This window comes from Nostocoides sp. (assembly GCF_035343835.1).
Taxonomy (GTDB): domain Bacteria; phylum Actinomycetota; class Actinomycetes; order Actinomycetales; family Dermatophilaceae; genus Nostocoides_A; species Nostocoides_A vanveenii.
This window is the reverse complement of sequence record NZ_DAOQZV010000316.1, coordinates 1-3,067: the sequence shown is the minus strand read 5'-3', so window position 1 is coordinate 3,067 and position 3,067 is coordinate 1. Positions and strand designations below refer to the sequence as shown.

1 protein-coding gene and 2 pseudogenes are annotated in these 3,067 nt (G+C 70.7%); 1 reads left to right on the top strand and 2 read right to left on the bottom strand.

Annotated elements, in window-relative coordinates:
- Positions 1–497 (bottom strand): annotated as a pseudogene (locus tag PKH97_RS15475) (30S ribosomal protein S12 methylthiotransferase RimO); the annotation flags it as partial.
- A gap of 72 nt (positions 498–569) precedes the next feature.
- On the opposite strand from PKH97_RS15475, the gene PKH97_RS15470 reads away from it, so the two are divergent.
- Positions 570–1,817 (top strand): dipeptidase, encoded by a 1,248-nt coding sequence (locus tag PKH97_RS15470; protein WP_324388497.1) that lies wholly within the window; start codon positions 570–572, stop codon positions 1,815–1,817.
- Positions 1,818–2,058: 241 nt separating this feature from the next.
- On the opposite strand, the pseudogene PKH97_RS15465 reads toward PKH97_RS15470, so the two are convergent.
- Positions 2,059–3,067: pseudogene (locus tag PKH97_RS15465) on the bottom strand (M17 family metallopeptidase); the annotation flags it as partial.

Here is a 3,067-nt window from a genome sequence, read left to right as displayed (position 1 = left end):
GGCGCCTGCCCCGGCGCGGCACCCAACCCGGGCACCGCGACATCCGCCACCGCCACCCGGCGCTCGGTCGGCGTCAGTGGAAGCAGGCGCCGGCGATCGCTCGGGACGTGACTGGCCGGCCGCGCACCGTCGAGGATGGCGCGCAGCGTGCCGGACAGATCCGCATACGAATCGAAACCGAGGACCGCGTCGGCTTCGGGCAGTTCCTCGGCCAGCTCGCGGCCGTAGCGTTCGGCGAGGCAGCCGACGGCGACGACCGCCTGCGTGCGGCCGCTCGCCTTCAACTCGGACGCCTCCAGGAGCACATCGATCGAGTCCTTCTTGGCCTGCTCGATGAACCCGCAGGTGTTGACGACGGCGACATCGGCGTCGGCAGCATCCTCGACCAATTCCCAGCCACCGGCGCTCAACCGCCCGGCGAGTTCCTCGGAGTCGACCTCGTTGCGCGTGCAGCCGAGCGTCACCAGGGCGACGCGGCGCGGCGTGATGGAGGTCATGGGCTCACTGTAGTTGGGCGCGAGTGAGCGCCCTCGAAACTCGCCCGCGGTGACGCCACTAGGTTGGGGCGCATGATCGCTGGCGAACTGGCCGACCTGCTCGGTGCCGACCCCGTCTTCGACGGCCACAACGACCTGCCCTGGGAGTTGCGGGAATTGGTCGGCTACGACTTCGACGCGCTGGATGTCGGGGTCCGGACCACCCGCACGCACACCGACCTGCCCCGGCTGCGCGAGGGTGGGGTCGGCGCCCAGTTCTGGTCGGTCTACGTCCCCGGCACCCTGGCGCCCAATGACGCGGTCACCGGCACGCTGGAGCAGATCGACGCCGTGCACGCCCTCACGCGCCGGTATGCCGATCGGCTCGCCCTGGCCACCACCGCGGACGACGTGCGGCGCGCCTGGGCCGACGGCAAGATCGCTTCGCTGCTCGGCGCCGAGGGCGGCCACAGCATCGACAACTCGCTGGGCACCCTGCGCGCCTTCCGCGCCCTGGGCGTGCGTTACCTGACGCTGACCCACAACCAGAACAACGACTGGGCCGACTCGGCGACCGACACCGCGCGCCATGGCGGCCTGACCGACTTCGGACGGCAGGTCGTCGCCGAGATGAACCGCATCGGCATGCTCGTCGACTTGAGCCACGTCGCCCCGACGACGATGCACGCGGCCATGGATGTCACCACGGCGCCGCCGATCTTCTCCCACTCCAGCGCCCGCGCCGTCTGTGATCACCCGCGCAATGTCCCCGACGACGTGCTGGGCCGGCTGGCTGGCCTGCACGGCGTCTGCATGATCACCTTCGTGCCCCGCTTCGTCTCGCCGGTGCTGCGCGAGTGGGACCTGCAGGCCCACGCGGCCGCCGAAGCGGCCGGTGTCGCGACCAACGACCACGCGGCCTACACCGCCTTCTCCCGCACGTATGCCGAGTCCCACCCCGCGCCGCGCGCCACCCTCGCGGACGTGGTCGCGCATTGCGAGCACGTGCGGGAGGTCGCGGGGATCGACCACATCGGGCTGGGCGGCGACTACGACGGTGTCGATCGCCTGCCGGACGGCCTCGAGGACGTCAGTTGCTACCCGAAACTCCTTGCCGCACTGGCCGATCGGGGCTGGTCACGCGACGACCTCGGCAAGCTGACCAGCCGCAACATCCTGCGTGTGCTCCAGGCCGCCGACGACGCCGCTTTAGTGAACGGGCGCGTTCATGCTGCCCGGGCCGGCACCGCGACGAAACTTCGAAGGGCCCTCGGCGATCGCGACAACCTCGAAGTCCTCGATGGCCACCGGAGCCGAGCCGATCAGCCGGGACCCCGGTGAGGTCGCCGCGGACGCGATGAAGTCGTCGCGGAAGCGGTCGCGCTCGCCGGCGGTGTCGAAGACATAGGTGCCCTCGAACCACTCGCCCGGCCGCATCCGCCACGTCTTGAACGCCAGCCCGTCGAGGAACATGAAGCGCGCTACCGACGTGCCGACGACGTAGTCGCGCAGGTCCTGCGCGACGGCAGCACCGGTGCCTTCCAGGGACCAGCGCACAGCCAGTCCATATCCTGCATCCATGTCACTCCTCGGCGAGCCAGCGCAGCAATCCGCGGGCACCGTAACCCGTGGCGCCCTTGGCGAGTATTCCCGTATCAGCCTCTGACCGCCCGGTTCCGGCGATATCGAGGTGCACCCAGGGCAGCCCGGCGGTGAACTCGCGCAGGAACAACGCGGCGATGATCGACCCGGCTCCTGGCCCGCCGCCCAGCGGGCCGATGTGGCTGAGGTCGGCGACCGCCGAGTCGAGCGCCGGCCGGTAGTCCTCGATCAGCGGCATCTCCCACAGGGGCTCACCCGCGTCCGCGAACGCGGCCCGGACGCGCGCATGCAGACCGGCATCGCTGCCATACGACGCGGCAAGCCCGCTGCCGAGGGCGATGCGCGCGGCACCGGTGAGGGTGGCGATATCGATGACAGCGGCCGGGTCGAGCTTCGCGGCGGCATACGCGAGTGCGTCGGCGAGCACGATCCGCCCCTCCGCGTCGGTGTTGCCGATCTCGACGGTGGTCCCGCCGTATGCCGTGATGACGTCGCTGGGCCGATACGCTCCCCCGCCGATGGCGTTCTCCGCCAAGGCCATCAGGCCGATCACCGGCCGCCGGATCCCCAGCGCCCGGCAGCTCGCGAGCACCGAGAGCACGATGGCGGCGCCGGACATATCGGTCTTCATCATCGTCATGGCCGCCGAAGGTTTGACGTTGATCCCGCCGGTGTCGAAGGTGATGCCCTTTCCGACGAGGACTACCGGCGGCCCGGTCGCCCCCGCAGGCGTATAGCTGAGTTGGACCAGGCGCGGTGGTGTCCGCGAGCCTTGGCCGACGGCGATCAGGCCGCCGAAGCCCTCCCTGACGAGCGCCCCCTCGTCCCAGACCTTCACACGCAGTCCGCTCGCCCGTCCGATGGCGCGAGCTTCGTCGGCGAGCCAGCCGGGGTTCTTGATATTGCTCGGCGCATTGGCGTATGCCCGCGCGGTCGCCGTCGCGCGGACCGCCTCGCGACCGCGCACCACCGCCACCGGATCGTGCTCG